The organism is Thermogemmatispora tikiterensis, from assembly GCF_003268475.1.
GTDB lineage: Bacteria > Chloroflexota > Ktedonobacteria > Ktedonobacterales > Ktedonobacteraceae > Thermogemmatispora > Thermogemmatispora tikiterensis.
On sequence record NZ_MCIF01000002.1, the window covers coordinates 251,122 to 277,685 of the forward strand.

The 26,564-nt window shown below is 62.3% G+C and carries 28 protein-coding genes; 7 read left to right on the forward strand and 21 right to left on the reverse strand.

Features of this window, described 5'->3' with window-relative positions:
- The first annotated feature begins 430 nt into the window (after positions 1–430).
- A complete protein-coding gene (locus tag A4R35_RS01155; protein WP_112425755.1) occupies positions 431–1,213 on the forward strand; it encodes a MerR family transcriptional regulator in 783 nt (260 codons plus the stop codon).
- The gene (locus A4R35_RS01160) at positions 1,210–1,767 is read left to right on the forward strand and encodes a VOC family protein (RefSeq protein ID WP_112425757.1); all 558 of its coding nucleotides are present in this window, start codon (positions 1,210–1,212) and stop codon (positions 1,765–1,767) included. Before A4R35_RS01155 ends, A4R35_RS01160 begins: the two co-directional genes overlap by 4 nt.
- Before the next feature lie 807 nt (positions 1,768–2,574).
- Here the strand turns inward: A4R35_RS01160 and A4R35_RS25165 are convergent.
- The 12 genes from A4R35_RS25165 to A4R35_RS01220 all read right to left on the reverse strand — a co-directional run bounded on the left by A4R35_RS25165 (position 2,575) and on the right by A4R35_RS01220 (position 11,688).
- The gene (locus A4R35_RS25165) at positions 2,575–2,940 is read right to left on the reverse strand and encodes an AraC family ligand binding domain-containing protein (RefSeq protein ID WP_399355994.1); all 366 of its coding nucleotides are present in this window, start codon (positions 2,938–2,940) and stop codon (positions 2,575–2,577) included.
- A gap of 205 nt (positions 2,941–3,145) precedes the next feature.
- On the reverse strand, positions 3,146–4,753 hold the full coding sequence (locus A4R35_RS01170; RefSeq protein ID WP_112425761.1) for an AMP-binding protein: 1,608 nt from the start codon (positions 4,751–4,753) through the stop codon (positions 3,146–3,148).
- A gap of 85 nt (positions 4,754–4,838) precedes the next feature.
- Entirely contained in the window at positions 4,839–5,498 is a 660-nt protein-coding gene (locus tag A4R35_RS01175) for a TetR/AcrR family transcriptional regulator (protein ID WP_112425763.1), read from the reverse strand.
- Between the two features lie 33 nt (positions 5,499–5,531).
- Positions 5,532–6,359 carry a creatininase family protein gene (locus A4R35_RS01180; RefSeq protein WP_189361195.1) on the reverse strand — a complete coding sequence of 276 codons (828 nt, stop codon included), beginning with the start codon at positions 6,357–6,359 and terminating at the stop codon, positions 5,532–5,534.
- An 86-nt stretch (positions 6,360–6,445) separates the two neighbouring features.
- A complete protein-coding gene (locus A4R35_RS01185; protein ID WP_146747075.1) occupies positions 6,446–6,778 on the reverse strand; it encodes a hypothetical protein in 333 nt (110 codons plus the stop codon).
- Positions 6,779–6,782: 4 nt separating this feature from the next.
- Positions 6,783–8,147, reverse strand: a complete 1,365-nt coding sequence (locus A4R35_RS01190; protein WP_112425769.1) for a phenylacetate--CoA ligase family protein — start codon at positions 8,145–8,147, stop codon at positions 6,783–6,785.
- 152 nt (positions 8,148–8,299) lie between these two features.
- On the reverse strand, positions 8,300–9,109 hold the full coding sequence (locus tag A4R35_RS01195; RefSeq protein ID WP_112425771.1) for an enoyl-CoA hydratase/isomerase family protein: 810 nt from the start codon (positions 9,107–9,109) through the stop codon (positions 8,300–8,302).
- Between the two features lie 71 nt (positions 9,110–9,180).
- On the reverse strand, positions 9,181–9,432 hold the full coding sequence (locus A4R35_RS01200; RefSeq protein WP_146747076.1) for a PaaD-like zinc ribbon domain-containing protein: 252 nt from the start codon (positions 9,430–9,432) through the stop codon (positions 9,181–9,183).
- A gap of 30 nt (positions 9,433–9,462) precedes the next feature.
- A complete protein-coding gene (locus A4R35_RS01205; protein ID WP_112425775.1) occupies positions 9,463–10,116 on the reverse strand; it encodes a Phenylacetic acid catabolic protein in 654 nt (217 codons plus the stop codon).
- Positions 10,113–10,352: a hypothetical protein gene (locus tag A4R35_RS01210; protein ID WP_112425777.1), complete on the reverse strand. Its 240-nt coding sequence runs from the start codon at positions 10,350–10,352 to the stop codon at positions 10,113–10,115. The genes A4R35_RS01205 and A4R35_RS01210 overlap by 4 nt, the downstream gene beginning before the upstream one ends.
- A gap of 68 nt (positions 10,353–10,420) precedes the next feature.
- Positions 10,421–10,741, reverse strand: coding sequence for a metal-sulfur cluster assembly factor (locus A4R35_RS01215; protein ID WP_112425779.1), 321 nt, complete (start codon positions 10,739–10,741; stop codon positions 10,421–10,423).
- The gene (locus tag A4R35_RS01220) at positions 10,738–11,688 is read right to left on the reverse strand and encodes a Phenylacetic acid catabolic protein (protein ID WP_112425781.1); all 951 of its coding nucleotides are present in this window, start codon (positions 11,686–11,688) and stop codon (positions 10,738–10,740) included. The genes A4R35_RS01215 and A4R35_RS01220 overlap by 4 nt, the downstream gene beginning before the upstream one ends.
- 287 nt (positions 11,689–11,975) lie before the next feature.
- On the opposite strand from A4R35_RS01220, the gene A4R35_RS01225 reads away from it, so the two are divergent.
- Entirely contained in the window at positions 11,976–13,172 is a 1,197-nt protein-coding gene (locus A4R35_RS01225; protein ID WP_112425783.1) for an acyl-CoA dehydrogenase family protein, read from the forward strand.
- Between the two features lie 127 nt (positions 13,173–13,299).
- Here A4R35_RS01225 and A4R35_RS01230 read toward each other — a convergent pair whose 3' ends face one another.
- From A4R35_RS01230 to A4R35_RS01265, 8 genes are all read right to left on the reverse strand, one after another.
- Complete coding sequence (locus A4R35_RS01230; protein ID WP_112425785.1) at positions 13,300–14,022, reverse strand: TetR/AcrR family transcriptional regulator; 723 nt, start codon at positions 14,020–14,022, stop codon at positions 13,300–13,302.
- Between the two features lie 361 nt (positions 14,023–14,383).
- Positions 14,384–14,830 carry a MaoC family dehydratase gene (locus A4R35_RS01235; protein ID WP_112425787.1) on the reverse strand — a complete coding sequence of 149 codons (447 nt, stop codon included), beginning with the start codon at positions 14,828–14,830 and terminating at the stop codon, positions 14,384–14,386.
- 16 nt (positions 14,831–14,846) lie between these two features.
- Entirely contained in the window at positions 14,847–16,451 is a 1,605-nt protein-coding gene (locus A4R35_RS01240; RefSeq protein ID WP_112425789.1) for a thiolase C-terminal domain-containing protein, read from the reverse strand.
- Complete coding sequence (locus A4R35_RS01245; protein WP_189361197.1) at positions 16,448–16,867, reverse strand: FAS1-like dehydratase domain-containing protein; 420 nt, start codon at positions 16,865–16,867, stop codon at positions 16,448–16,450. The genes A4R35_RS01240 and A4R35_RS01245 overlap by 4 nt, the downstream gene beginning before the upstream one ends.
- Positions 16,848–17,399: an iron-sulfur cluster assembly protein gene (locus tag A4R35_RS01250; RefSeq protein WP_112425793.1), complete on the reverse strand. Its 552-nt coding sequence runs from the start codon at positions 17,397–17,399 to the stop codon at positions 16,848–16,850. The genes A4R35_RS01245 and A4R35_RS01250 overlap by 20 nt, the downstream gene beginning before the upstream one ends.
- On the reverse strand, positions 17,396–18,082 hold the full coding sequence (locus A4R35_RS01255) for a Phenylacetic acid catabolic protein (protein WP_189361199.1): 687 nt from the start codon (positions 18,080–18,082) through the stop codon (positions 17,396–17,398). Before A4R35_RS01255 ends, A4R35_RS01250 begins: the two co-directional genes overlap by 4 nt.
- 73 nt (positions 18,083–18,155) lie before the next feature.
- Positions 18,156–18,497 carry a 1,2-phenylacetyl-CoA epoxidase subunit B gene (gene paaB / locus A4R35_RS01260; protein WP_112425796.1) on the reverse strand — a complete coding sequence of 114 codons (342 nt, stop codon included), beginning with the start codon at positions 18,495–18,497 and terminating at the stop codon, positions 18,156–18,158.
- Complete coding sequence (locus A4R35_RS01265; protein ID WP_112425798.1) at positions 18,478–19,455, reverse strand: Phenylacetic acid catabolic protein; 978 nt, start codon at positions 19,453–19,455, stop codon at positions 18,478–18,480. Before A4R35_RS01265 ends, paaB begins: the two co-directional genes overlap by 20 nt.
- 317 nt (positions 19,456–19,772) lie before the next feature.
- Here A4R35_RS01265 and A4R35_RS01270 point away from each other — a divergent pair, with 317 nt between their 5' ends.
- Genes A4R35_RS01270 through A4R35_RS01285 form a run of 4 tightly spaced genes read left to right on the forward strand, consistent with a single transcriptional unit; the run spans position 19,773 to position 25,046 of the window.
- Positions 19,773–21,476: an acyl-CoA synthetase gene (locus A4R35_RS01270; RefSeq protein ID WP_112425800.1), complete on the forward strand. Its 1,704-nt coding sequence runs from the start codon at positions 19,773–19,775 to the stop codon at positions 21,474–21,476.
- The gene (locus A4R35_RS01275; RefSeq protein WP_112425802.1) at positions 21,473–21,901 is read left to right on the forward strand and encodes an acyl-CoA thioesterase; all 429 of its coding nucleotides are present in this window, start codon (positions 21,473–21,475) and stop codon (positions 21,899–21,901) included. Before A4R35_RS01270 ends, A4R35_RS01275 begins: the two co-directional genes overlap by 4 nt.
- Positions 21,902–21,904: 3 nt before the next feature.
- Positions 21,905–23,566, forward strand: a complete 1,662-nt coding sequence (locus tag A4R35_RS01280) for a class I adenylate-forming enzyme family protein (protein WP_112425804.1) — start codon at positions 21,905–21,907, stop codon at positions 23,564–23,566.
- Positions 23,567–23,588: 22 nt separating this feature from the next.
- Positions 23,589–25,046, forward strand: a complete 1,458-nt coding sequence (locus tag A4R35_RS01285) for an NAD-dependent succinate-semialdehyde dehydrogenase (RefSeq protein ID WP_112425806.1) — start codon at positions 23,589–23,591, stop codon at positions 25,044–25,046.
- A gap of 216 nt (positions 25,047–25,262) precedes the next feature.
- On the opposite strand, the gene A4R35_RS01290 is transcribed toward A4R35_RS01285, so the two are convergent.
- On the reverse strand, positions 25,263–26,087 hold the full coding sequence (locus tag A4R35_RS01290) for an alpha/beta fold hydrolase (protein ID WP_112425808.1): 825 nt from the start codon (positions 26,085–26,087) through the stop codon (positions 25,263–25,265).
- Positions 26,088–26,564: the final 477 nt, after the last annotated feature.

Here is a 26,564-nt window from a genome sequence, read left to right on the forward strand (position 1 = left end):
GTATACCACATGTCCTGTCACTGCTCCTGCCTGCCTCGCCTTCTTTGAGGCAGTAGCGGCCTTTTTCTCCTGGGTTGCGTTCAGTGCCTGGCTGCTGGTGATGGGAGGCTACGTTGCCTGCGGGCGGGTACCCAGACCAACGAGACGCAGCCACTGGTCTCCGAGCGAGGCAAGCGATTGCTGGTGCAGGTCGGACAACGGATACCTAGCGAGAGAGGGAGAGGCACGGACGTGCACCCCCCAGTAGTGAGACGTCACCTTGGGATGCGAGCCACCGGGTGGAGCTGAAGCCAGCGCTGGAATACGGCGGAGAAGGCTGGTGGCCGGGCTGGTCGCTGCGACCCGACCAGGGCTTCTCTTGCCTGGCAGACAGGCCTTGACCCTGACACAACGTCATGGTGTAGCCTCTCTTCAAGAGGAGGTGACAGCCATGGAATATACGATCGGACAGATCGCCCGCCTGGCCCGTGTCAGCGTGCGTACCCTGCGCCACTACGATCGCATCGGTTTGTTGCATCCCAGCGCTCACTCAGCAGCTGGCTACCGCCTCTACTCCAGCCAGGACCTGGAGCGTCTGCAACGTATTCTGTGCTATCGCCAGCTGGGCTTCTCGCTGCGCCAGATCAACGCGCTGCTCTCCGCGCCAGCGACCGACCCCCTCGCTGAGCTGCAGCGCCAACGTGCCCTGCTCTCTGAGCGGATCGCCTCCCTCCAACGGATGCTAGAGGCCGTCGATAAGCTGCTCAAGGCTCGCTCCCTGGGGATTATGCTGGAGCCGGACGAGCTGCTGACGGCTTTCGGCAAGGACGACCCGGCGGCCTTCTCCGAAGAAGTGCACCAGCGCTGGGCTGAGACAGCCGCCTGGGCTGAGGCCAAACGGCGCGCTGCATCCTTTCGCCGCGCGGAGTGGCAAGCGATGCAGGCCGAATTCAGCGCCCTCATGCGCGAGCTTGCCGCCGCCTCCACTCACGGAGTGCCTGCGACGAGCGCCCAGGCCAGGCAGCTCGCCGAAGCCCATCGCCTCTATATTGAGCGCTGGTTTTACCCGTGTCGTCTCCAGCTGCATTGCCGCCTGGCCGATCTCTATGTGAGCGATCCGCGCTTTACAGAGAGCTTTCAGCGCTTTGCTCCCCAGCTCGCGCAGTATCTGCGCACCGCCATCTATGCGAATGCCGGGTATTTGAGTGCCCGTGAGAGAGGAGATGACCCATGACGTCTTCGGCTTTTGATGCTGAGCAGCCTCGTGAGGAGGCCTCTGTGGAGGTGCCCACGCCTGAGATTGACCGGAGCATCTATGTGATGCCCTTCTTCGCCACGCTCACGGTCAGCCAACTGGAGCGCTCGCGGCGCTGGTACGTTGATGGACTGGGCTTCGTGGTGCTGGCAACCCTTCCGGGGCCAACGGGTGAGCCGGCGCTCATCCATTTACGTCGCTGGCGCTATCAAGATCTGTTGCTGGTGCCGGTCCGTCAGGAGCAACAACAAGCGCAATCCGCGCTTGCGCCCTCGGCGCCAGGCCCGCGCATCCGGCTGACGTTCGCCGCCTACGGCACCGATCTGGCTCAGCTGGCGGCGACGGCCCGGGCGGTGGGCGAGGGGACGATCGAGGGACCCGCCGCGACCCCCTGGAATACGTTCGATCTGCTCGCTCGCGACCCCGATGGGCACGAGGTCGTGTTCACATCCAGGCTCCCTGCCGAGCAGCACGATCCTGCCTTTGCAGCGCGGATGGAGCAGGTCCGCCAGCAGATGCAGAGAGCTGAGTAGCCTGCTCATCGAGCGACGGCCCGCTTCGAGCCAGGGCCTGCTCTGCCAGTCAGGCCCAATGAGGAGATCTCAGATCCCTCTTCCTGCCTCTGGAGCTGGCTTAGCTTCCCTCAGCCGCCCAGGACCACGGTGAGGGAGCGCAGCGGTGAGCGTGCTCTCCGAGGTGATCTCTGGGGCGGATCTCTGGTGAGCCTCACCCCGCTGCTCAGGCGAGCTTCTCACGCGGCAGACTCCTGCTCCGCGGCACGGGTGGAATCACGTTTTTTGTCCATAGGCGGCGACAAACGGATAGGTTGTCTGCAGCTGATTGCACTCCTGGAGCAGCGTTTGATCCTGCTGTAGACTCAGCTGAAAGCGTGTTGTCGCTGCCTCGCTCAGGGCCAGGGCGAACGCGCGGATGTCCAGCGCCAGCAAGGAGCCGATGGATGCGCTCCCCCTGGTCTCCGAAGGGAACCTGGATCACCTGTCGCCACACCTGTGACAGGCCAGCCTCCCAGCGGGAGCGCTTCAGCGAAGCGGCGGGATGCTGATCTGGACCGGCATGAGGGAGGGCATATGGTGAGACCTGGGCTGGCAGATCTTTCCAACAGCAGCGATCTGCACAACGCTCAGCCTCATTCCCCTCGTGGCCACGGCCTCGACAGTGAACGCCGTCGCACTCCCCCAGACCTGCATGCAACGCTGGGCGGCGCCAGAAAACAGTATCCCCGATCTCCTGCCTCCTCCTGCCCTACAGACCATACAGACCAGTCGCGGCTCATGCAGCTTGAGAAGCTTTGTCCGCTCAAAGCATCCCCACCGAACTGATTACTCTTGCCTTAAAGGGGGGCCGACGATCTCAAGGTGATATTTGGCAGCAAGGGCTTGCATGTTGGTAAGATCCGGTGGGGTGGGTGCTGGAAGCGCCAACGATTGGGCCGGTTCACCCATCTCAGCGTGAAACTGTTCCAAGCCGGTTGGAACGGTGAATTGCAAGAGCCTAGCTGGCTGACTCCCCTCGACCAGGAAGCCATGAGCGATATCCTTGGGCAGAACACTGAAAGCTCCAGCCTCAGCCTGCCAGCGGCGTTCTCCGCAGACGAAGGTGAGTTCCCCTTCGAGCCTTAAATGTCCACCACCACCTCTTTGATGGCCTCCTGAAAGCATCTTCGTGGAGGGCAATCGCCTCGGCATGCTAGGGAGGCTGCAGGGCTACCGGGCAGCTGGCGCATGAAATCACTGTTATCAATAAATAGCCTCCCAGGGCTTGTCCCCAGATGTCACCCACCTCGCGCCCGACGTCGGGCAGAAGTGACTGACGGCCATCTCTGATGTCGCAACTGACCAATTGTCTGTAATAATCGTTATATTGCTCCAGACACGGATAATTCGTCGTCAGCTATGGTCGCAGCTCACGTTCGCTGACAGCACTCGATTGAGCGGCCTGCTCGCGTAGAAGAAAACGCAGCAGCTTGCTGCTGGGATTGCGCGGCAGCTTCTCGACAAACACGTATTGGCGCGGGCGTTTGAAGGTGGCCAGCGTCGGATGCTGCTGGCAATGCCGATCTAATTCCTCAGCAGTGAGCGCTGGATCACGACGCTCAATGAAGGCCACCACTCGCTGCCCCCAGTGTGGATCAGCTACCCCAACTACTCCAGCATCTCCCACACCAGGATGGCTAAGCAACGCCTCCTCAACCTCCGCCGGGTGAATGTTCTCGGCGCCGCTGATAATCATGTCATCAACGCGCCCCACAATGAAGAAGTGACCGGCCCGATCGCGCAGGCAGACATCACCGGTATAGTACCAGCCATCGCGCACACAGCGCGCCGTCGCCGCCGGATTGCGCCAGTAGCCACTGAACGACTCAGGCGAGTGCGTATCCACAATCAGCTCACCTTCCACCTCAGCGGGCACTTCATCCTCGGGCGCCCCGCCAATGCTGACGACGCGCACACGGTGATAGACACCGGGCACCAGCGCCTGCGGCGCCTCAGCCGCATGGCGATAGAACAGGCTATTGTAGGTCTCTGTATTGCCATAAATATGCGTCAGGTTGGAACAGAGCCGCTGCGAGCACTGAAGCAGCAACGGCGTTGGCATCGGTGCCCCAGCATAGAGCACGTGCTTGAGGCTGCTCAGATCCATCTCCTGGCTGGCCGGGTGAGACAGCAGGACATGAAAATGCGTCGGTGAGCCAAAGAGATAGTCAATCTGAGCATCCTGGATCAATTGCAGTGCCCGCGCAGGCTGAAACTCGGCCAGCGGATAGTACGTTCCGTTCAGCACCAGGGCCGTCAGAAAGACCCCGTGCAGCCCAACCGTGTGGAAGAGCGGCATCAGCCCCAAGACCCGCAGGTCGGCCAGGGCCGTGAGGCCGTGGTTGAGCGCCAGACCCATCACTCGCGCCACCGAGGCGGCATGCGTGATGGTCACCCCTTTCGGGCGACCCGTTGTCCCGGAGGTATACAGAATCAGGCTGAGGTCTGTCGAGGCAATAGTGACCGCGGGCCGCTCTCGTCTTGTCTGACGAGCCAGCACGTCCAACGGCGTCACCTCCGGCGCGGATATCTCGCCGCCGACGGCCAGCAACCGGGGCCGCCAGGAGGCCGCCAGCTTGCGGACCGCCTCTAATACCACGGGAGCTGTCCGGCTCTCAAAGCAGACAGCCCTGGCCTGGGCATGCTCGATACAGTAGGCGACCTCATCGGGCTTGAGACGGGGATTGATCGGCACCGCTACCGCGCCGATCTGAAAGATGGCCAGCAAGAGCAGCGCATGGGCCGCGCTCGTTGGCAGCACCGTGATGACTCGCTCCCCCGGAGCAACTCCCGCCTCACTCAGAGCATTGCCCTGAGCACAGACCTGGCTATAGAGCTGGGCATAGGTATAGCGCTGCTCCTGCTCTACCAGTGCGAGCTGATCAGGCGTCCGGCTCACAGCTAGCTCGACAAGCGTCGGCAGCGTCATTGGAGTACCACTGAGAGGCAGCGGAATATCGCTCATGGCCGTGCTCCTCCTCTGCTCGTCTGCTGGCCTGGGCGCCACCTCTCTCCCCGTCCTGGCGCGACTCCTCTGGCAGTGCGACTGCTTACCTCTGCCGCAGAGCCGAGAGGATAAACTCGGTTTGCGTCTCGATGTACTGCTCGATCGTCTCGCGTCCCGACCAGTACCAGCGCTTGAGCGCCCAGGCGTGGGCCAGCATAATGATGTTGTAGGCTACCAGGTCAGGAGGGTATGGTTTAAATACCCCGCGGGCGATTCCTTCGCGCACAATCTCCTCGAAGATGCTATTGGTGCGGAGCTCCAGCTGCTTGAGCAAGTCGCGCGCCTTGCCCTGAAGAACATAGCTCTCGCGGTACGCTAGCAAGGCTCCGCCCGTATTGCGAGCAATATTGTGATAATAAGCGGCAATCGAGTGACGTAACTTCTCAGCAGGATCGCTATCCTGCTGCAGCTTTGGCTCGATTTCCTGATGAAACTGCCAGAGAATACTGGCCAGGATCAGCAGCAAGATGTCCTCCTTCTGAGCGATGTAGCGATAGAGACCCCCCACGCTCATCCCCATTGCCCTGGCAATCTCTGGCACTGAGGTGCCGTGAAAACCGCGCTCCAGAAAGAGCGACGTCGCCGTCTCAATCAGCTCGTGATAGCGTTGCTCAACCAGGGCATCATCGCCGACCTTGACCGAGATCAGTTCGCGCACCTGCTGTAGCCAAATGCTCTTAGTTCGTGGTGTTTCCGCTGACATACCGACCTTTCTCCAGCATGAGAATAAGCCGGGTCAAGACGGGAACCAGCGGGTGAGCGTGAGCGCCGACCAGACATCGGCACCGGCCAGATGCTGCTCGACCAGGGCCGCATAGCGCGCAACGTAGCGGCGATAGAGAGACTCGCCGCGCTCCGCTGTGGCCTCGGCGGGATAGCCCGTGTAGCCCAGGCCATTGGCCAGTTCCTTCCACGAGCGCGCCCGCCGCAGATCGCGCAGAAAATCCAGACGCACCCGCGGCAGTGCCGCAAGCTGCTCCTGATGCACCAGCTCCGGACGGGTCGCCAGCAGCTGCGAGGTCTCGAAGACACCAGCATGGCTCTCACCCTCGGCATCACAGCCCAGGACCGCGGATAACGAGCCGGCCTCGAAGAGGTCGTCAAAGACCAGGCGCTCATAGCCATGCAGCGCGCGACCACCACGCGCATTGACCCGCTGGCACGCCTCTTCCCATGCCAGGATATACGGCGGGTCCATGTGTTGTGAAGTCACAATGATCCAGCGGAACCCGTTCTCCACGAACGAGGCCAGGATGTCGGTGCAATACTCGGCCTGAACACGACGCCGCACTGAGACCGTCCCCGGGTAGGGGCGGCTGAGCACCGCCGAGCCGTACAGGACAGTCGGGGCCAGCAGCAATGTCCAATCGGTGGCCTCACGTAAATGCTCCAGGAGCCGGCGCGTCACCTCCTCGGCGGCAAAGACATCCGTGCCGACCGGCAGATGGGGACCGTGCTGCTCCAGCGGCCCCGCACTCATCAGGATCACGGTACGCTCGCGATCGAGACGGTCCAGCTCGGTCCAACTCATCTCAGCCAGATGACGCCAGCGTGTTGCTTGCACGGCACTTCCTTCCTTGTCACTTGTTGCACGAAACCTCATCTACAATGAGTGCCTGCTGCCTGCTGTCCCGACCAGCGCCCGGTCTTTCAAGAAAGAGGCGCAGGCGTCTTGAAGTGCCTGCTTTGTCCACCGCCCGGCACGTCAGCGGGATCAAGGGCCAGCCAGTGATCGTAGGGCGTCAGCTCTGTCACCGTCCCCGGGTCGGCGTACTCCTGCGCGACAAAGACATGTTCCAGTACATGCCAGAGCAGCATTTCCAGGGCGGGGCTTGGAGCCTCAGCGATCAGCCCGGCGATCTCGTTGCGAACCGCCTGCAAACGGTGCGCAACCTCCTGCCTCCTGGCGTGCAGAAGCTGCTCGCTCTCGGCGGCACTGATGGGATCAAGCGACATCCCAGATGCAGCAGGGTCAGACAACATAGTATCAACCCTCTCTCCGATGATCAATGACCTTACGCGACTTCAGCTCATAGCGAGGCAGGCTCTGCGGCTCAACCACCTGCACCTCGATGCGAACGCCAACAGCATGGTGTAGCAATTGTATAGCCCGTTCTTGCAGCGCAGGATAGACCTCGCGGGCAAGGGCAGGCTCGGCCTCCACCACCACAGACATGCAATCCTGATCCTGACGACGCTCAATATGGATCTCGTAATAAGGGGTCAGACCATCCACCTGACCGAGCAGGTTTTCGACCGCCGTTGGGTAGACATTGGTGCCCCTGATCGTCACCATAAAGTCCGTCCGCCCCAGCACTCCGCCCTCCAGAAAGGTCCAGGTCCAGCCGCAGCCATGATCATGCGCGCGCCACAGCTTCACCAGATCATGGGTGCGATATTTAATGAGCGGCTGCGTTGGGCGGAAGGTCGTGACGATGTGCTCGCCGACGGCCCCATCCTCAAAGAGGGGTTCGAAGCTTGTTGGATCAGCGACGAACGAATGGCAGTGGCGTTCAGCCACGTGTACTCCCAGAGCTTTGCCTTCGCTGGCCTCACGACATTCAGTGGCCAGGAAAATCAGCTCGCTGATGCCGTAGATATCGCAGATGCACACATCGCCCCAGCCAGCGCGCAGCGCTGCGCGCATCGAGGGAACATTGCCCCCGCTTTCGCCGGCCATCGTCAGCACGCGCACCCCCGCCTCGGACAGCGGAAGCCCCTTTTCGCGCGCGACCCGGCTCATGTGGAGCAGATAGGTGGGCGTGGCGCAGACGCAGGTTGGATGCAGTTCGAGGATCTGCAGCAGGCGCTGCTCGGTGGAGAGGCCGCCACCGGGGATAATGGTAAGTCCCATGCGCTCAGCGGAAAATGTCGCTGTCCAAAAGCCGATGAAGGTACCGTAGCCAAAGGCGAAATAGATACTGTCGCCCGGGCGCAGGCCGACGTCCCACCACCCCCAACACCAGCTATCGTACGCGGCGATGAGCCGGTCATAGCCGCTGAAGGCTTCGTTCAATGGCTGGCCAGTTGTACCCGACGTGCGATGGAACCAGCGATGATACTCGGCAGGGAGGGCCTGGAAGCCGAAGAGGGCGCCCTGCCTGTACTGATCCTCAGTGATCATCGGCTTATCGGTCACCGGTACAAGCCGATAGAAGTCGTCCCAGGTCTTGATATGCTCGGGGCGAAATCCCGCCTCCTGGTAGAGCCGCCGGTAGTAGGGAACACGCTCATAGGCAAAGGCGATCAGACGCTGCAGGCGGCGAAAATGGAAGGCATCCAGCTCCGCCCGCGGCATCTGTTGCCAGTAGGCATCCCAGTAGCGGCTCTGCCGGTTGTGTGATGACAGCATGGCATCTATCGCTCCTTCCATGCTTGCAGCAACACTGCCAGCAGACGTCACTGTCCGTCCGCTCAAGGGTACACCAGGCAGGGGCCTCAGCGCAGCCTGCTGGTAGAGGCCGGCTCTTTCAGAGAAGCAGATGAGGGAACGGCCCGCCTGGGCTACCTGCCGTGAAAGCGCGGCGGGCGCCGCTCCAGAAAGGCGGCCACGCCCTCGCGCACATCCTCTGTACGCAACAGCTGATTCTGCAGCTCGCGCTCCAGCGCAAAACCTCCCTGGAGGGGGAGATCAAGCCCCTCGTTGATGACTGTCTTAATGAAGCCGATCGCTCTGGTCGGCCCCTGGGCAATGCGCTCAGCAAAGGCTTGCAGACTGGACGCATAGGCCTCCGGCTCATAAACCTCGTCAACGATGCCCAGCTCATGAGCCTTCTGGACCCCGAAGGACTCGCCGGAAACGCTTAGTCGCAGCGTCAAATGAGGCCCAAGCAGACGCCCCAGGAGCTGCGTCCCTCCCTCGCCCGGCAACACTCCAAGCTGGACCTCCGGCAGGCCAAACTGCCAGGGACCGTCGCTGGCGATGCGATAGTCACAGGCCAGGGCGATTTCCAGGCCACCGCCCATGCAGTGCCCGTCGATGCCGGCGATGAAGATCTTGGCCGTGGTGCGCATGCGTTGCAGGATCTCTTTGCTCGTCTGGCTGAGCAGTCCCACCTGCTCAGGGTCATCGTCGCGAATCACGCGGATGTCGGCGCCGGCTGAGAAGTAGCGTGGGAGCTGGCTCGTGACGATGGCCACCTTGACAGAAGGATCGAAGCGCACCGCCAGGATAGCACGCTCCAGATCAAGCAGCATGGGCATATGATGGGCATTGACCGGGGGGCGATTAAGTTTGATGTAGGCGATCGGCCCTTGCTGCTCGGTGGCGATAAATTCCAGTTGGAGATCGCGAAAAGTCAGGGGCGTTGCCATACGGTTCTCTCCTTACGGATCCTGGTCGATCAAGGATACAAAAGTAGAAGAGGGCTAACACCAGGTCAAGGTCATGGTTTGTTGGCGGGCGGCGCCTGCTCCTCTGGCTGAGGCGGCCAGCCTGGACTTGGCCCGGCCCCGCTGAGGATGCCAGGATCACTGCCCCAGCGCACACGCTCGAAGGTCGAGCGACAATCAGTGCAATACCAGGTAGAACTCAAGAGGCTCTGGCCAAAGACAGCCAGACAACGTACGCGCTGCGAGCCACACCAGGGACAGTCGGGATCACGATGCAGCCCGCCCGCCAAACTCATCCTATCCATGTGATCTCCCATCGAGGGCGGAGGGCACGCTCAAGAGCCACCCTCCGGCAGAATATGAGACCCGGGAGCAGCATCGCCCGGCGCAAGCTGGCGAAGCCAGTCGGTAACGCCCTGCTGCCAGGCCGCCGCGGCTCGCGAACAGTTAGCGCGAGCCGGAACAGCCTTGCTGAGCAGCTGATCAAGCTGCTCTAACCAGGACAACAGCGGCGTCCGCAGCTGCTCCACCTGCTGCAGGAGGCGCGGACGCAAGGCTGCCTCCTGGCCCAGCAGCTGCAGCCACTGCTGAGCAAACAGCTGATGAAAGCTCTCCTCCTGCAGGATCTTGGCCACACGCCGCGCCAGCGAGGGTGAGTAGCGGGCAGCGGCGGCCAGGGCCTCTGTCACCGCCGTATCAAAGAGCGCGGCCAGACAAATCAGGCTGATCCAGCACGGAGCGGGCTGGAGCACAGGAGCCGGCAGCGACAGACCGGTCTGTAGTCCTTCCTCGTCGAGCAGACCGGCCAGCACCCGCGCCTGCCCATATTCTTCCTGGGCCATAGCAGAGACGGCGGTCGAGGCTTCCAGGACTGGGCCACGCACACACCATTCGAGATAGTGACGCGCCAGCCGCCGCTTGGCCGCCACCAGCGTGGCAACAAGCCTGACGACGGCTGGGGTCAGCTCCTCGTCGCTGGCAGTGCTCATGAGACTACTCCCTTCTCTGCCCCCGCTTGAGGATCGATCGCGAACGCCGCTGCGCGCGAGCTTTCCCGGCGCACCACCTGCAGCTCCGCCCAGGTCTCTTCGTCATAGGTCCAGGTTGCGTAGAGCATGGCCAGCTCGCGGGTGGGCGCATGCACAGATCCAATCAGCCGCAGCTCATCGTCAGGCTTACGCCGGACCAGTACCTGATAGATCTCGCTATGAGCCAAATCGCTCATCGGTCTCTCCTCTCGTCCTGTATTCCGGTCGAGATGACATCAGGGCTACTGGCGCGCCTTGCCTCCGGTTAACGATCGAGCGCGTAACCAAGCTGACGCAGGGCGCGGCGTCCGCGCGGGGTCAAGCGCTGGGGCGTCCAAGGCCGTTCCCAGGAGAAAACGACCTTGACCCCGCGCACGCCCGGCTCGGCCAGAAGACGCTGCTCGATATCCTCGCGAATCCAGTCGGCACAGGGGCAGCCCGTAGAGGTTAACGTCAGTTCGACAGTCACCTGCCCCTCTTGCTCCTGGAGACGCTGGACAAGGCCCATATCCACAATACTGATAGAGAGCTCCGGGTCCTGGACCTCGGCCAGCGCCTGCATCAAACGCTCGGTGCTGGCCCTCATTGGCTCACCTCTCCTGCTGCCTGAAGCTGAAGGGCGGTGAGCAGCGTTCGACCCGTCCGCAGTGTCTGGACCAGGTACTCGTTGTAGGGACCGCGCTGGCGCCAGCGAGCGCGCACCTCCTCCCAGGAGACGGGCGAGGAGAAATCCCAGCGTTTTTCTTCCGGGAGGAAGCGACAGGGGAAAGGGTAATCGAGAACATAGGCGTCTTGGGCTTCGTCGTAATGGGCAGGTACGCGCAACCCCAGTCTGGTCAGGAAAGGAACTACTTCCGTCAGCCAGTCCTGCCGGAGCTGGTCGTTGGTCTTGCTCTTGAGGCGAAACTCTAGCTGGCGATCGCGCCGCTTCAGATGATCCGGCTGGCCAAACCACTCGACCGTAATGGGAAACATCCAGTCGAGGGCCCGCTGGAGCTGCTGCCGCCCCTCCGGGCTGCGCGCCAGCATCGTTACCGCCCGCTCGCCGAAACGCATGTGAAAGACTTCCTCACGGTCGACCTTGGCCAGGGCGCGCTTCCAGGGAGCGTAGCTTGTCGTGCGGTAGACATCGCCGAGCAGGTGGAAGCCGGCCCGATCTTGCAGGAAGCCAATCAGCGCCGATTCGGCAAAGGTGGTATAGAGCATGTCCATCGCATACGGATGCTTGAAACGCTGCGCTGGCCGCTCCCAGAGGAGATAGTCGATATCTACCCCAAGGTCTTCCAGAAGACGATAGGCAATGTGGGCATGGCCAAATTCGTCCTGTGTGATCGCCAGGAGGGTGCCAACAAACGGCTCGGGAACACGCTCGTGATAGAGGTTGTCGTAGTGCATCAGGGCCCCTAACAGCTCGGTGTCGGCTGTGATGGTCAGGGTCTCGATCAGAAGCTGCCGATATTCTTCGGAGACCTCGTCGGCTTCGATCAGCTGCCCCGCCTGCACTCGCGCAAGCAGTACCGCATTCTCTGTCATGTCATCCGCTCCTCTCTGCCTCTTCGGCAGCCTATGGCGGACTCCTTTGTTGTGTTTGCGAACGATCATTCGTTCGCAAACTATGGTATAATTTAACCACGGGCTGTCAGGTTTGTCAACCCTGCAGCCAGGGTCATCCTCTGTGGCTTCACCGATAGCCGGTCGCCGTCTCGGAAGGCAGCCGCGCCGGGTCGGATAGACAAGGGCACAGCAAGGAGCATGGAGGATCGGGCAGGCCACTCGTCGGCAGCTATGCCGACGCGGTAGCACAGCAGTCGGAGGTAGTCATGTACAATACGTATCTGCTCACAGAGGAGCAGCAGAAGCTGCAGCGCTGGGCCTACGAGCTGGCGCAAGCTGAGTTTCAGGCCAGCGCCGAGCGCTGGGAGCGTGAGGGGACCTTTCCCTGGGAGCATGTGGCAACGCTGGCGGAGCAGGGACTCCTTGGCTTTACCCTGCCACGAGCCTTCGGGGGCCTGGAGCGCTCTCGCCTGGAAGCCGTGCTGGTCCTGGAGCAACTGGCGCGCGTTTGTTTGACTACAGCGGAAATCGCCCATATTTGCATGAATGGTCCATCCTATGCTATCAGTCGTTTAGGCAGCCAGGCCCTGCAGGCCAGGTACCTGCCGGAGGTCGTCGCGGGGAAATGTCTCATTGGCATCGCGATCACCGAGGACGAGGCCGGCTCGTCGCTGGGCGAGATGAGCACGCGGGCACATGTCCAGGCGACGTCGGTGGTGATCAATGGGCGCAAGTGCTTCACCACCATCGGGGACGTCGGCGGCACCTTTGAAGTTGTGGTGCGCTTTGGTGGCGAGGGCACGCGCGGTTTGGGGGCTGTGCTCGTGGATGCCGACACGCCGGGCTTCGTCGTCGAGCGAGTCTACGAGAAGATCGGGGGCAACGGCATTCACGAGGCAGCGCTCCGTTTTGAACATTGCGAGGTGCCGTGTGAACAGGTGCTGATCGAGGGCGATCCTGCCACAAGCAACGGCTTTAAGCTGGTGATGCGCGCCTATAATGCCCTGCGCCTGGGGATCGCCGCCAACTCGTTGGGGGTTGCTCAGGCGGCGCTCGATCAACTGCTGCCCCATTTATTGCAGCGTCGCCAGTTCGGGGCGCCGCTGGCTGCCGCTCAAGGGTTGCGCTGGCGAGTTGCGCGCCTGGTCCTGGCTCTGGAGCAGGCTCGTCTACTGACGTATCGCGCCGCCCTTCTCTCCGACGACTACGGTTTCCCTCCAGCCTATGAAACTGCCCTGGCCAAGCTGGCGGCCACAGAGGTAGCGCTCCAGGCAGCAGATGAGGCCATTCAGGTTCTCGGCTGGCGCGGCATTACCAAAGATTACCCGGCAGAGCGCCGCTATCGTGAGATCCGCGGCTGGACCATCGCCGGCGGCACCAGCGAAATGCTCCTCGAATCGCTGGCCAGGCAGGTCTTCAGGCGCTACGAGCAGTCTGCCGGCCACGCGCCACAGGCCGAGTAAACCTGGGTAGAGTGGCGAAGAAGGGCCGGGGCCTCACTCAGCTCTGCTCAGATTCATGGTGCGGTGTCGGTGGCAGCGGCGCGCGGTGTTCCTTCCTCCCTGGGGATGGTGCTCCTCTGCCGCCGGCTCATTGTCCCTGGCCGTCTGAGGCCACTGCCGCTGAGGTGTCTTCTTTTCCGGCGAGGTGCGTAGGGTGGGGATCAACAAGGAAGGAGGCAATCAGTTCCGCTGCCTGCTCCAACGGCACGGGCCCAGCCGGGTCAAGCCACTGATAGGTCCAGTTGCAGCAGCCGAGAATGGCCTGGGTGGCTATCCCTTCGGGGATATTGGGCAGCATGCCTGCCGTCATCGCCTCGCGAACGGCACGACGAAAAGCTGCCACGTAGGCCCGCTCTTTCTCGCGAATCAGTGAGAGATATGGCTCCTCCAGGCCTGCCTTGTCTCGGAAGAAAACCGTGAAGAAGCTGCGCTCCCGTCCAATCAGCGTGATCAAATGGATGATCAGCGAGCGCAGGCGCTCCCGTGTGTCCTGCTGGCGTTCTAATTCATTCAGCTCGGCGAGGGCGATATCCAGCAGATAATTGATAGTCAGGAAGAGAATATCTTGCTTGCTGCGTACGTAGTGGTACAGAGCCGGGCGGGTCATGCCCAGTTGCTGAGAGATATCTTCCAGGGTACCGGCTTCGTAGCCGCGCTCACGAAAGACCGCTGCCGCAGTTTTGACGATCTCCAGCAGACGTTGCTCGTGGGAACTCTGAGGATGGAGCAGTCGCTCAGCCAGGCTGATGACATGTTCTCTAGCCGTCTGCTGACTGCGGGCAGCATTCGGTTGGCGCTGCATCTGTGTCATTGAAGATTACGCACTCTCCTATCAGTCCAGGTATGGTTGGGTACAGTGGTAGTTTAGACGGGGCCTGTCTCGCTCTGGCACTGCGCGCTCGGGTCGATCGCCCAGAGCAATTCCCCGCAGCACGGCTGCTGGACAGAATTGGAGCACCACCAGAGTTGACGCTCCTGTCCCTTGCTGAGCCGCCTGTGTGCTCGCTCCTGGCAGTATTTATTATCCTTCTTCTCCCCCCAATCTGACAAGGGAAAAAAGTGCTGCCGCCAGCCAGGAGGAGCCTGCCTGTCCCACGGAGAGCAGTATGCCAGGGCGCTCGCTCTGACCTGACTGACGGCGACCCTGGCATACCTGGAAAAGGATCTCTCTCTCACAGGGCAGGCCCTGGCTCTGAGGCAAGCGGCGCCTTCACCTCGCGCTCGGGCGGTGGGCCGGCTGCGGCTGGCCTGGCGACCGTGGCCGAACCTACCGCTACCTGCCGCTCGCCGGCCAGCACTTGTAGCCGCAGTTGTACCTGATCTTCCTCGATGTCCATCACCTCTCCCTGACAGAGCAGCTCCTCGCCCGGGAAAACAGGCGCCAGCAGACGCGCCTCTACACGGCGCACTTGCTGCTGACCAGCCCAGCGCGCCAGGAGCAGGCCCATCAAGCCAATAGCAAAGGTGCCATGAGCAATGACGCTGGGGAATCCCGCCTGATGGGCGACGGCGTCCTCCAGGTGGATCGGATTGGGGTCAGTGATGGCGACCGCCATCCAGGCAATCTTGAGGCGGTCTACTTTGAGCCTGACTACTGGCAACGGTGTCAACGGGGTCATAAGGCACGTTCCTCTGTTATGAATCCGTGAGAAGCAGAATAGCCACGGCGTTGGTTTCCAGATCGAGGACTGTTCCCCCTTGATTCTGGATGAGTCCCACACGCGCGCCAGCTACCTGCCTGGCACCGGCCTGACCACGCAACTGGGTGACCACTTCGAAGACCTGGGCCAGGCCTGTGGCCCCAGGGGGATGACCGCGTGAGAGCAGCCCTCCGCTGGGATTGACCACCGGGCCAGCCCCTTGATAGTCATAGTCGCCCCATGCCAGACGAGCCGCAGCCTCATACGGCGGCGCCAGTCCGAGCTTCTCCAGGGCCGGCGGCAGAGCCGAGCTATAGGCGTCGTGAACCTCCGCCACCGCGATCGCTTCGGGGCCGATACCGGCGGCCTCATAGACCTCTCGCGCCGTCAGAGCGACGACACTCTGCGGCCCGAAACGGCTCTGAACCCTGCCGCTGCGCAACTGTCCGGCACGCAGTCGCACCTTGGTCCCGAGCTGGCGCGCGCGCGCAGCGCTGACGACCACCGCCGCCGCGGCTCCGTCAGCGTTGGGACAGCACTGGAAGAGGGTGAGCGGCTCGGCCACCGGGCGCGATTGCAGCACCTCCTCGACGGTCACCGGCGTACGGAAAAAGGCATAGGGATTGGCCGCGGCATGCCGGCGGCTTGTGACCACCAGGCTCGCCAGCTCGCGCGCGCTGGCCCCAGAGTGGTGGAGATAGTGATCGGCGGTGAGGGCGTAGAGGGCCGGCAGGGGAATGCCCACCGCCGCCAGAGGATCATCGGGCGGCAAGGGAATCAGGCCTCCTCCCTGCGAGGCCGGGGTATCGACGCCGATCGCCAGCGCCACATCGCAGCGCCCGCTGGCCACCCAGGTGGCAGCTTCGAGCAGGGCCGTGCTGCCAGAAGCGCAGGCGTTTTCAACGTTGATCACTGGGCGCTGTCCCCAGGGGGCATGACGCAAGATCTTCTGTCCCATTGCTGTCCCGCCGAAGGCCGTGCCCACGAAAATGGCCTGGATGGACCGCTGATCGAGTCCGGCATCATCTATCGCTGCCAGTCCGGCTCGCAACGCCAGAATCTCCGGAGGCACATCCGGGTGTTTGCCAAAGGGGACCATGCCAACGCCGGCAAGGAAGACTGGGGCCGCTAAGGGCTGCGCTCCTGGCGGGAGAACCTGGGGAGCTGGCTGCCTTGCGCTGGCAGCGGCAGCCGGGGTTCCAGCAGAGGCGGGCAAGGGGCGAAAGGCATAGGTGATGATCTCCCCATCGGCGCGCCTGACTGTCAGAGCATCGAGAGTCACCGGCGTGCCGGGTTGGGCGCGCCCCTCGCTCAGGTGCGCGTAGACGACAAGACCATCATCCAGCTCGACCGCCGCCACTGCGTAGGGAGCCTGCCAGGGGGCGGGCGCCACATGGATGACAGTGCAGGCCAGTACACGGCCTGTGCGCGGCGGCTCATAGGGCAGCAACCCATTGGCCCCACAGCCGGGACAGGATTGCCGCGGTGGGAAGTAGCGTGCGTCACAGCTGGGACAGCGCGACCCTTTCAAGTTCGGCTGACCACGTGCCTGAAACCAGTCCTCGTGAAGAATATGCGGTAAGGAAGATGAGAGAGTCATGAAAGCTCCAGTCCTCCGCGGGCAATCAGGGTACTGACCTCCCGCAACACAAGCTGTCCGTCAGAGGCAGAGTAGCAGGTCTCCAGCTCCAGAATGCCAAGCCGTCCTTCCGCACTGGGGCGCTCGCGATAGCTCAGAAAGCGGCTGCGGGCCACAAGCTGCTCGCCAGCACGTACCTGACGAGTATATTCCAGCCGGACCCCGCCGAAGAGCGCACGGTCCCAGCGCACCCCGAGGCGCTCGAAGATAGTGGCGCTATCGCGGCAGAGCACGAAGAAGACCATGCCGATAGGAACCAGGGCGGCGCCGTCGGCCTCGGTGGCGAGCTGTGTATCAAGGGCGCTCGCAAACTCGGCGGCCTTGACCTGCTCCACCGTGAAGGTCACATCAGGTAGCTCAATCGTGGACAGATCCATCGCCGTCTCCGCTCTGGCTGGTAGCCTCCGCTGGTGCGGGTCGCAAGGCGCCGCGCAGCACATCAAAGGCTGATCCACAGATGCTACATGAAAACTGAGCTTTACAGACAGCCGCGCCAAAAGCGTTGTTGAGGCGCGTCTGGTAGGAGCCGCAGTATGGGCAGCGGACGCCGTGGGGCGTTGGTTCGCGTGCTACGACGCCCCAGCGCTGGAGCTGCTGACGCCCGCTCGCAGTGATACGCCGCGGAGTCCAGATCACGCGCGTCTCCCAGGTGACCACCACGCGACGCTCGCCCGCTAGCTGGCTTAAGCGCTGGCGGATCTCCTCAGCGATGACCTCCCTGCCCGGGCAGGCCAGCATGGTAGGCACAAGGGCGACACTGACCTCATCCTCATCCAGATGCACCCCCTGGATCAGGCCCAACTGTCGAATGCTGACCGGTACCTCGGGATCAAGAACGCTCTCCAGTGCCTGGAGAACCGTTTCTTCAGTGAGAGCGACATCGCTCATACGCTCGTGCTGTTCGTTCATCCTAGCCTCACCTCTGGCCGCTCGCGAAAGACCGACTGCATATGTTCAATCAAGGCGGCAAAGGGCTGCTGCCAGTCGACAGCAGCGGCGGCCCCAAGGGTCAGCCCTTGCCCGGCCAGCTCCTGCTCGACCTGCGGGCGCCAGTGCCCATACCAGGTCTGAACCTGAGCTGACGGCTGCCAGGGGAGCAGGCCACAATAACGCCCGACGACCTGCAGGGCCTGCTCCAGGCGAGGGCGGGCCGGCGAGGTGGCCAGGACCTGCAACCAGCGCCGCCAGTGCTCGCTGTGGACGTGCTCTTCATAGCGCATGACCGGCAGAATCTCCTGCAGCTGCCGGTCCGTGCGCTCGCTGATGGCCTGCAGGCGCAGGCGATCTAATACCTCGTAGAGATACTGCTTGACGACAAGCTCCGGGAAGTCCGCTGGCTGGTAGGTGGCCAGGGGCGTGACGACAAACTCTTCCGCCGCTCTGAAGAAGACATAGCGATCGAGTGCGCGATCGTGTAAGCCGGTATATTCGTAGAGCGTTCGCGCATGAGCCATCTCATCCTGGGCAAACGAGCCGATGGCCAGGCATTCCTCCAGATGGGTATATTCTATGATGCGGCTCCCCAAGATATGGCCAACGATGAATTCGTCGTCGGCCCAGGCGCGTAGCTCAGACTCAGCTACGTGGTCCATCTCGTGGTTCCCTTCCTTCCTTGCTTCCTTTCTTCCTTCCCCCCCTTCCCTGGATGCTGCCTCTGGCGGGCGCTCATGAGACAGCCCCCCCACGTGAGACCGCCAATGTCTCTCCTGACTGGCCGTCTGGCTCCGGCGCTGGCCCCACTGGCTGCCGCTCGTGCCGCGTAAAGTAGCCCGCCTGGCGGTAATCGCGGGTGAATGCAGCCTGAAAGAGGATCTCATCCTCCGGCGCAAAGGCGGTGATGGCGGAGCGCGGCACGACCCAGAGCGAGACACATGCGGTGCGCCGCACATAGGTCTCTTTGGCCTCGTGGAGCGCCAGCACGGGATCAGGCGCAACCACGCTGCCGACGTGCGTCGCCGGGTCGCCGCGCTTGAGGATCACGAAGACCTCAAAAACCTGGTTTGACATGTTGCTCACCTATGCCCATCATCTCGGTTAACCAGCGATTGCGCTCATAGATGCTGCGTACCTGCTCTCGACGGCGCGCTGAGGCCGGCCCCTGCCCGGCGATGACCCGCCGCACTTCCTCCCAATCAGGTTCGGTGTATTCCCAGGTACCATCTTCTCGGCGCCGCAGCCGCGGGTCGGGAATCTGCAAACCAAGCTGTTCGAGCACGGGGACGATCCTGGTGAGCCAGGCCTGGCGCAGCGCTTCGTTACTGGCCATCTTGAGACGGAATTGCACCATCTTGTTGCTCCAGAAGCGCTCTCCCTCGGGCGGACCGAAGTAGGCCAGGACGCGCGGGAACCAGAGCGCTAACCCCTCTTCAAGCTGACGGCGCACAACAGGATCGCGCTGCCCAAGCAGGGTCTGGATCAGATTGCGCGCCTGATGAAAGTGGAAGGACTCTTCGGGCAAGATCTTGCGCAAGGCCCGCACGTAGGGGAGATAGCTGCCTTTGACCAGACTCTGAAACTGGACGATGGCCGCCGAGTTCTGCAAGATGGCACCTACGGCGATCTCGGGCCAGGTCTGAAATTCATAGTGGAAGACGTTGAGCAGCTTGCTCCGCCCCTCTAGATAATCTTCCAGGATGGTTAAGCGGTTTCCTCCCAGGTCCTCGGCCACCCGCGCCATGACATGCCCATGCCCTACTTCGTCCTGCACTTTGGCGGTAATCATCTGCTTGCGGATAAAGGCAGGGACTCGCTCAAGCCAGTCGGAGAAGAGCAGTACACCCACAAGCTCCGCTAACGCCTGAAACGAGGCAATGCGCAGGGCATGCTGGCGATAGCTCTCCGGCATCGGATCGCCAGCCTGTACCAGTCCTCCCGCCTGCAACCAGGCAATAAAGGCCTCCAGATCCTCAGCGACCTCGGGCGCGGGCGGTCGTACCCCCGCTGCGGCAACAGGTGCTGTGGCCATGTATTCCTCCTTCTTCCCCCCTTGACAAGGGGCAGTCTCCGCAGTAGACTTACTTACTAGTAAGTAAACTATAGCACGCGGGGAAGAGGGGTGTCAAGGAGTTCGGCGTTACTTACTTACTAGTAAGTAAAATATCCAGAGAAGGAAGGGCGACCCTCTCTAGCGAGACAGAGAGCGTGCGGTCTGTGAGCGCAGTCTACAGTGAAGTCAGGCAGTCCACTGTCCGTAGCGCCTGTCTGGCCAGCCGCCTCTCAGGCGTAGCCAGGATCGGACGAGCAGCGTGGCCGGGCGATCCTATTAAAAAGGAGGAGGATCTCATGGAGCAGCGACCTTTTGCCAACGTGCCAGAGCAGTTTCTACCGCCGCCGGAACACCGGGCCGAGTTTCTTTTCGCTGTGCCCTGGCTCTATTACATCCGGCGAGCCCAGATCTTCAACGCTGCGGACGAGCTGCTAGATCGCACGGTGCGGCGAGGTTTGGGGCCACGGACGGCCATCATCGATGCCGATCGAGAGGAGATCTGGACCTACCATCGGCTGCAGGCAGCGGTCAATCGCTGCGCCAATGCCCTGCGGGCGCTGGGTGTACGACCTGGCGAGCGGGTCGTGATGCGGCTCAACGACGTGCCTGCTGCGGCGATCGTACAGCTAGCGGTCTGGAAGATCGGGGTCTTAATCGTCCCCACAGCCACGGCTGAGCGAGCGCGAGAACTCTCCTTTATTTTCTCCGATGTCGAGCCGACAGTCGTGGTCTCTGATCGTGACTACCTGGACGACGTTGATCAGGCCCGCGCGGCGGCGCCCCAGTTGCGGGCAGTGGTGGCCTGGCCCGAAGCCTCGGGGAGAGACCACGAGAGCTTTGAGCGACTGCTGGCAACCCAGTCAGAGGAGGCGGCGACCTACCCCACCCAGCCGTTGGATGCCAGTGGCATCTATTACACCGGCGGCACCACCGGTCAGCCAAAGGGCTGCCTCCATACCCATGCTGCTGAGGTGGCGCTGGCGGACCTCAATAACCTGAGTCGCGCCGTCACTGCTGATGATGTGCTCTTCACGCATGCCCCTATCGGTCATGCCTTTGGCAACGGCGAAAAGATCAACTTTCCCCTGCGTGCCGGGGCCAGCGCCATCTATGCCGTGCGCCCTTCCGGTGAGCGGCTCTGGCAGCTCGCAGCCCGGTATGGCGCGACTGTTATGGCCGGAGCAGCGACCATTTACCGCATCATGCTCCAGGTCTGTCCGACGCCGCGCGAGCGCTATCCGCAGTTGCGACTGCGCCAGGCCATCAGCTCCGGTGAGATTCTGGATCAGGCCACGTACGAGCGCTGGCAGCAGGCTCTAGGCTTCCCCGTCAGAAACACCGTTGGGATGACGCCGATTCGTCACCTGTTTATCGACTCCAATCTGCTGGGGGAGAAGGTGGCGCCCCAGTTGTCGGTTGGTCGTCCCCTGCCAGGCTACGAGGCTCGCCTGGTTGACCCGGTGAGTGGCGAAACGCTGCTAGACCCCGAGCAGCCGGGGCGCCTGGCGATCCGCGGCCCCAGCGGCATCACCTATTGGGTGCATCGGCATAGCGGTATTCTGGAGCGGGCCCGTCAGGACGTGCGTGGGGGCTGGAGCCTGCTCGACGACGCCTACGTCTGGGATCAAGAGGGCTGGCTCTGGTTCCATGCGCGGCTGGACGATATGATTGTGACTGGCGGCAGACAGGTGGCGCCGAGGGAGGTGGAGGACGTGCTGACGCGCCATCCCTCCGTGGCGGAAGCGGCGGTGATTGGGCTGCCCGATCCGATCCGCGGTCAGGCTGTGACAGCAGTGGTAGTGCTGCGCCCGGACCAGGTGCCTTCCGAGGATCTCGCCCATGCTCTCCAGGACTTCTGCAAGGCCCAAATGGCGCTCTACAAGTATCCGCGGCGCATCGAATTCGTACCGGAGCTGCCGAAAGATAACGTCGGCAAGCTGCAGCGACGAATCTTGCGCGAACGCCTGCAGCTCCTGGCTGGAAAGGAGCATCTCCCGTGAAGCCCGACTCTATCTGGCAGCCTCCGCCGCGGGCCTTGAGCTTACAGGTCCTGGTCTCAATGGCCGACGTCGATAGCTATCAGATCCACTACCACTCGTATTATCGCTGGATCGAACTGGCTCACCACCAGCTGCTGCGTCGCGCCGGCATGACGGTCCGCGAGCTGCTGGCTCAAGGGGCCGCCACGCCCGCGGTCCATAGCGAGTGTGACTACTTCATACCAGTCCAGGTGGATGAGACTCTCACGCTGCTGGCCTGGATTGATCGTCCCGGTAAAACCAGCTATGCTGCACGATGTCTGTTTATGAACGCAGCAGAACAGGTCGTCGCCCAGGGCCAGGTGATCCACGTCTACATTGAGCACGGTCGCCCGGTTCCTCTGCCGGCCTGGCTCTTGCGTCTCGCCTCTGACAAGGAGGCTTGAGCCATGAAGGAGCATTATCCAGCAAGGGCTACTGTCCCGCAAGATTGGCTTGTTCCTCCCGAGCTGCAGCCTGACTTTCTCTGGGAGCAGGATGAGCAGACACGCTCTGAGCGCAACGTTGGTCGCGAAGCGATCGATCTCTGGTGTAACAGAGGCCACGGAGAGAGACCTGCTGTCATCTGGATGACAACAGGAGAGGTCGTCACCTTTCAGGAGCTGAAGGAGAAGAGCGATCACCTTGCAGGGGCTCTGATCGAGCTTGGCGTTGAGGTCGGCGACAGGCTGGCGCTACGCTATAGCAGTCAGCCAGCCGCCATCATTGCCGCCGTGGCCGCCTGGAAAGCCGGTGCTGCGGTTGTGCCCATTCCTGCGCAGGCGCGGTGCAGCGAGATCGAGTTCTATCTGAACGATAGTGCCGCGCGCTGGGCCATCGTGCTCAACGAGGGTGACCTCTACTCTGAGCTGGCTGCGGCGCTGCCGCAGACCGCAGTCAGGCGCGTGGTGATTGGCAGGAAAGCCCCCCACCAGGATGGCGAGAGTCTGGAGACACTTATGAACGAGGGCCGCGCCGATCTGGCTGCACGCGTGCGCACGCAGGCGGATGACCTGGCGACAGTCTGGCACACCGGCGGCACAACAGGGCGGCCCAAAGCCACCTATCATACACACCGGCGCTGGCTGGCGGCGGGCCGCCGGCTTGCGCGCACCTGGGGCATCCAGCCGGGGCAGGTCTGGCTGTATGGTATCCCCATCAGCAATGTCGCCGGGCTGCTGGGCAGGTTTATCTGCACGTTGCAACCGGGCGCCACTCTTGTGGAGCCAGAGAACTTCAGCGGCGTCAGCGTGCTCCAGGCCATCGTCGCTCAGCAGGTGACACACTTGCTGGCCATTCCCGTGACGCTGAGCCAGCTGGCTCAGGAGGTGGCTGGCGATCGACATGCTCTCGCCAGCGTGCAGCAGGTCTATGCTCCCTTCTTGACAACGGGTGCCGGTGATCTCTACGCCCGCTGGCAGGAGCTGGGCCATTATCTGGGCAATCCCCTCGGCAGCTCTATCATGTGCCAGTGGTTTATCGGACCACGCGCTGATGCCATCTTACCGCCCTTCGCGCTCGGTAAACCGGTCGAGGGCTATGAGATACGCATCGTCCCCATCGAGGGCACGAGTGCTGAGCCGCTGCCTGCCGGAGAGGTTGGGCGCGTCGCCGCCAGGGGACCGACGGGACTCACCTACTGGAACCGCCCGGAGCTGCAGCGAGCGGAGGTCAATGCCGGCTGGACGATCACCGATGATCTTGGCCGCATGGATGAAAACGGCATCTTCTGGTTCATGGGGCGCCTCAATAACCTGGTTGTGACAGCCGGCTACAAGGTGGTTCCTGGCGAGGTCGAGGAGGTCTTGCAGCAGCATCCACAGGTCCAGGAGGTCGCAGTCGTCGGTCTGCCCGACCCCCTCCGGGAGCAGGTGGTCGCCGCTTTTGTGGTGCTCAAGGACAGCAAGGGCGATGAGGCTCTCGCTCAGCAGTTACAGCAGTGGTGCAAAGAGCGTCTGGCTCCCTATAAGTATCCGCGCAAGATCTTCTTCCGCGACCATCTGCCGCGTGATCCCGTTGGCAAAGTGCAGATCCAGACACTGATTCAGCAGGCAGCAGATCAGCCAGTCTAGACGAGCAGACAGGCAGAGAAACATGGGAGGAACATCCGTGATTGGTATCGATGCTGCGTCTCTAGTGAAGCTCTGGATCGGCGGGAAGGCCTGCGACAGCCAGAGCCAGGAGACCTATCCTCTGATCAACCCCTTTACCGGGCAAGTGGTTGCCCGGATAGCCCGAGGAGGGCGGGCCGATGCGCTAAGCGCTATCGAGGCAGCGGCCCGCGCCTTCCCGCTCTGGTCGCACCTGGCCGGGAATGAGCGGGCCAACAGGCTCTACAAAGCCTATCACTTGTTGCGCCGCTACCGGGCGGAGCTGGAGACGCTCCTGATCGAGGACCTGGGGAAGACTGCCCGCGAGGCGGCCAAAGAGGTCCGCTCTACCGGGGCGTTTCTGCGCTATTGCGCCGAGGAGGCCAGGCGCATCTTCGGGGATTTCGTGCCCTCGCCTGATCCAAAGAAGCGTGTCGTAGTCGTTCCTCAGCCGGTGGGCATCGTGACAGCCATCACAGCCTCAAACGCGCCGGGCATCCTCTTCGGGCGTAAGGTGGCCCCGGCGCTGGCCGCTGGCTGCACGCTCATTGTGAAGCCAGCAGAAGAGGCGGTGCGGGTAACGCTTCTGCTCGCTCAACTGTTTGAGGAGGCAGGGCTGCCCTCCGGGGCCGTCAACGTCGTTATGGGAGATGCCCCGGCTATCGTTGAAACCCTCCTTGGTGATCCTCGCGTGGCGATGGTGACCTTCACGGGCTCGGTCCAGGTCGGACGTGAGGTGATGCGCCTGGCCGCTGCGGGGCCGAAGCGCGTCGTGCTGGAACTGGGGGGCGTTGCTCCCTTTATTGTCTTCGCCGATGCCGAGCTGCAGGCCGCAGTCGAGGGACTGGTCGCCGCTAAATTCCGCCATGCCGGGCAGATCTGCGCCAGTCCTCAACGGATCTTTGTCGAGGAGCGGGTGGCCGAACCTTTCAAGGCGCTCCTGGTTGAGCGACTCGCACGTGTCAAGGTGGGCGATCCGCGGGAGGAGGCTACCGACTATGGCCCTCTCCAGCATCAGCGCAACCTGCAGAAGATTCAGCGCCTGCTGGAGGACGCGCTGGCCCGTGGGGCCCGTGTTGTCACTGGAGGCCACAGCCCAGGTGGCTTGCTCTTTGCTCCTACGTTGCTCGAAGGAGTCACCGACGAGATGGCCATTGCCCGCGAGGAGGCCTTTGGGCCGCTGATCGCCCTGGCCACTTTCCGCGACGAGGCCGAGGTCATTGAGCGTAGCAACAATACGGCCTATGGACTGGGAGCCTACGTCTATACCCGCGATCTGGCCCGCGCCTGGCGCTTGGCTGAGGCCCTGGAAGTGGGCATTGTGGGGGTGAACGATCCCTTTCCGGCCACGATTGAAGGACCCTTTGGCGGGGTAAAGCAGTCCGGCTCCGGATTTGAAGGGGGCCGCTACGGCATTGAGGAATTCTTGCTGAAAAAGCAGGTCTCTTTCTCGCTCGCCTGAGCCGTGAAGTGAAGGGCCATCCCTGGCGACCAGTTCGGGGAAGAGACATCGCTCAACGGGTGAGCGAGCGACGCTTCCCCCGTCCGCCAGACCCACTGCTGGGGGCAACTGCCCGCTCTGCTCTCAAGTGCCGGATCAGATCGCCCTGGTCATACCATGCCACAGATCAGCAGTTTTTCTGTCCGTCAAGCCTGACCAGCACGCATCACACGAATATTAGATCTCTGTTAAGAAATCTCGCACGAGTCGGTTGAATTCGTGTGTATATTCAATCTGCGTCCAGTGACCACACTGACCAAAGACGTGCAACCGGACATTATTGATAGCGTGCAGCAATTTTAAGCTGGTTGAGAGCGGGATAATTCGGTCGTCACGTCCATGAATCAGAAGAGTCGGGGCCTGGATCTCCGCCAGCCGGTCCTCGTAGGCCGCCAGCGCATCGATACCCTGCTGGCGTGGCGGGGGAAACATGCTGGCAAAGGCCTCCTGGATACCCGGGCGGATACTTGCTCGATAGCGCAGGGCCACCAGGTCATCGTTCACCAGCTCTTGATGGTAGACGAAGAGCCGGAGGAGCTGTCGCATCTGCTCCAGATCGGGAGTGTAGCCCCAAACGGCATCCAGGCCGGCGGTCAAGGGGAAACGCACTCCTGTCGGCCCCATCAGTACCAGGCGCTCGACTCGTTCTGGATGGAGCACTGCCGCTGCCAGCGCTACTGCTGCCCCCATCGAGTTCCCCACCAGATGAGCGCGCTGTACCTGCACAGCATCCATAAAGGCAAACAGATGAGCCACCCAGCGCTCCAGACCAAAAACGCCATCGGCAGGCAAGGAGGTATAGCCGAAGCCGACCTGGTCATAGGCGAACACATGCAGACGCTCGGCCAGATACCCAATGACCCGGCTCCAATTGGCCCAGGCGGAGACCCCCGGCCCAGAGCCATGAATCAATATCACAGGAAAGCCCTGGCCCGCCTCATGATAGTTGGTTGCCACCCCTCCGGCAACAATGTTCTGCCCGATTTCTTCTGTCTTCTGCATAGAGAGTACTCTCCTTCCTTAGTCTCCCAAACTCTGGTTGGGAATCGTATCGTCCAGTGGTGCACTGAGTAGATCGCTGGTGCCCTGGAGAGGGACCTCGCGGGCACCAGCCATGCTCTCTCTGGAGAGGAGACCAGGGTGGATTGGTGTTCGTTCGCTACCACTGCCACCGTCCTTCCCGGCCTCTCTCCATAAAGGTATGCCGCCGGGGACCCCTGGATTCATCCAGGGGAGGAAGGTGGCTCCCTCCTGGCTCTTTGCCGGGGGTTGAGATAGCAGCCTCTCTCCTGGTATCCTTGCGCTATGAGGCTTCAAGACACTGACCTGTGAGTCAGCAACGGCTTCGCCTCACCTGGCAGGGGGAGGGTCAACCCAGTCACAAGGCTTTGCTGTCCTACGGGGCAGTGGGCTGTTGTCAACCAGCCCTGAAGCCCGGGCCGCTGCGGCTGCGGGCAAGCCCCTGGCTTGAGCCGGGGG

Excerpts from the sequence above, each read along its gene's own strand:
- A4R35_RS01210 (WP_112425777.1), bottom strand. The coding sequence starts at position 10,352 with ATGAGCGATTTGGCTCATAGCGAGATCTATCAGGTACTGGTCCGGCGT.
- A4R35_RS01170 (WP_112425761.1), bottom strand. The coding sequence starts at position 4,753 with ATGAGCGATATTCCGCTGCCTCTCAGTGGTACTCCAATGACGCTGCCG.
- A4R35_RS01290 (WP_112425808.1), bottom strand. The coding sequence starts at position 26,087 with ATGCAGAAGACAGAAGAAATCGGGCAGAACATTGTTGCCGGAGGGGTG.
- A4R35_RS01280 (WP_112425804.1), top strand. The coding sequence starts at position 21,905 with ATGAAGGAGCATTATCCAGCAAGGGCTACTGTCCCGCAAGATTGGCTT.
- paaB (WP_112425796.1), bottom strand. The coding sequence starts at position 18,497 with ATGTCAAACCAGGTTTTTGAGGTCTTCGTGATCCTCAAGCGCGGCGAC.
- A4R35_RS01200 (WP_146747076.1), bottom strand. The coding sequence starts at position 9,432 with ATGGATAGGATGAGTTTGGCGGGCGGGCTGCATCGTGATCCCGACTGT.
- A4R35_RS01155 (WP_112425755.1), top strand. The coding sequence starts at position 431 with ATGGAATATACGATCGGACAGATCGCCCGCCTGGCCCGTGTCAGCGTG.
- A4R35_RS01190 (WP_112425769.1), bottom strand. The coding sequence starts at position 8,147 with ATGCTGTCATCACACAACCGGCAGAGCCGCTACTGGGATGCCTACTGG.
- A4R35_RS25165 (WP_399355994.1), bottom strand. The coding sequence starts at position 2,940 with ATGCCGAGGCGATTGCCCTCCACGAAGATGCTTTCAGGAGGCCATCAA.
- A4R35_RS01255 (WP_189361199.1), bottom strand. The coding sequence starts at position 18,082 with ATGGACCACGTAGCTGAGTCTGAGCTACGCGCCTGGGCCGACGACGAA.
- A4R35_RS01235 (WP_112425787.1), bottom strand. The coding sequence starts at position 14,830 with ATGACCCCGTTGACACCGTTGCCAGTAGTCAGGCTCAAAGTAGACCGC.
- A4R35_RS01175 (WP_112425763.1), bottom strand. The coding sequence starts at position 5,498 with ATGTCAGCGGAAACACCACGAACTAAGAGCATTTGGCTACAGCAGGTG.
- A4R35_RS01230 (WP_112425785.1), bottom strand. The coding sequence starts at position 14,022 with ATGACACAGATGCAGCGCCAACCGAATGCTGCCCGCAGTCAGCAGACG.
- A4R35_RS01245 (WP_189361197.1), bottom strand. The coding sequence starts at position 16,867 with ATGGATCTGTCCACGATTGAGCTACCTGATGTGACCTTCACGGTGGAG.
- A4R35_RS01205 (WP_112425775.1), bottom strand. The coding sequence starts at position 10,116 with ATGAGCACTGCCAGCGACGAGGAGCTGACCCCAGCCGTCGTCAGGCTT.
- A4R35_RS01250 (WP_112425793.1), bottom strand. The coding sequence starts at position 17,399 with ATGAACGAACAGCACGAGCGTATGAGCGATGTCGCTCTCACTGAAGAA.
- A4R35_RS01285 (WP_112425806.1), top strand. The coding sequence starts at position 23,589 with ATGGGAGGAACATCCGTGATTGGTATCGATGCTGCGTCTCTAGTGAAG.
- A4R35_RS01160 (WP_112425757.1), top strand. The coding sequence starts at position 1,210 with ATGACGTCTTCGGCTTTTGATGCTGAGCAGCCTCGTGAGGAGGCCTCT.
- A4R35_RS01270 (WP_112425800.1), top strand. The coding sequence starts at position 19,773 with ATGGAGCAGCGACCTTTTGCCAACGTGCCAGAGCAGTTTCTACCGCCG.
- A4R35_RS01220 (WP_112425781.1), bottom strand. The coding sequence starts at position 11,688 with ATGACAGAGAATGCGGTACTGCTTGCGCGAGTGCAGGCGGGGCAGCTG.
- A4R35_RS01265 (WP_112425798.1), bottom strand. The coding sequence starts at position 19,455 with ATGGCCACAGCACCTGTTGCCGCAGCGGGGGTACGACCGCCCGCGCCC.
- A4R35_RS01185 (WP_146747075.1), bottom strand. The coding sequence starts at position 6,778 with ATGTTGTCTGACCCTGCTGCATCTGGGATGTCGCTTGATCCCATCAGT.
- A4R35_RS01215 (WP_112425779.1), bottom strand. The coding sequence starts at position 10,741 with ATGAGGGCCAGCACCGAGCGTTTGATGCAGGCGCTGGCCGAGGTCCAG.
- A4R35_RS01225 (WP_112425783.1), top strand. The coding sequence starts at position 11,976 with ATGTACAATACGTATCTGCTCACAGAGGAGCAGCAGAAGCTGCAGCGC.
- A4R35_RS01195 (WP_112425771.1), bottom strand. The coding sequence starts at position 9,109 with ATGGCAACGCCCCTGACTTTTCGCGATCTCCAACTGGAATTTATCGCC.
- A4R35_RS01240 (WP_112425789.1), bottom strand. The coding sequence starts at position 16,451 with ATGACTCTCTCATCTTCCTTACCGCATATTCTTCACGAGGACTGGTTT.